The 648-nt window shown below is 40.1% G+C and carries 1 pseudogene; it reads left to right on the forward strand.

What is annotated here, in order from left to right:
- Positions 1-399: 399 nt before the first annotated feature.
- Positions 400-648, forward strand: a pseudogene (locus A3735_RS00740) (2OG-Fe(II) oxygenase); the annotation flags it as partial.

The following is a 648-nucleotide window of genomic DNA, read 5'->3' on the forward strand; positions in this document are numbered from 1 at the left end:
TTGTGTCGGAGCTATTATCTGGCTCGGGGCAATCAGGCAGTGTTATATTTTTACTGTCAGAGCCACAAGCAGACAAAAATAAAATTAAAGTGATTAGTGCGAATAGTTTAGACGCAGTCATAGTGTCGTTTCTCAAAATTTGATTATAAAGAGGATTTATTTATAGCTTTCGCATAAGCACGAAAGCGTGAAGAGTTTTATCGACAGAACTAAATAGCTTTCTGTTGATCAGAAAGTTCAGTTGTCAGTATTGATTTTTGGGTAATTAAAATAGAATGTTCGTCATATTCAAAATCCTTTTAAATATTTGAAGTTTAAGGGCCGCATTTTTGCGTAGTAAGAACGCGAACTATACTGTGGAAATCGTGTTCTTAGCAATGACTTTTTGGAGAACTATCGGTGTACTTATCAAGCCCAGAAGACAATGAAGTTTTGTTTGAGTCAATCGCGCAAGATTTGATTCAAACCGGCTGCTCTATCAATGAAGGGGCGATCCCTCAGGCTTTGGCTGATGCTTTGGCGCAGGAAGTAAAAGGCTTAGCTTCAGAGAAATTCAAGAAAGCCGGAATAGGGCGTGAGCAAGACTTTGTGAGGAACGAGACGGTTCGCTCTGATGAAATCGCTTGGATCTCAGAAGAGACGGAGGCG

The organism is Oleiphilus sp. HI0061 (assembly GCF_001635675.1).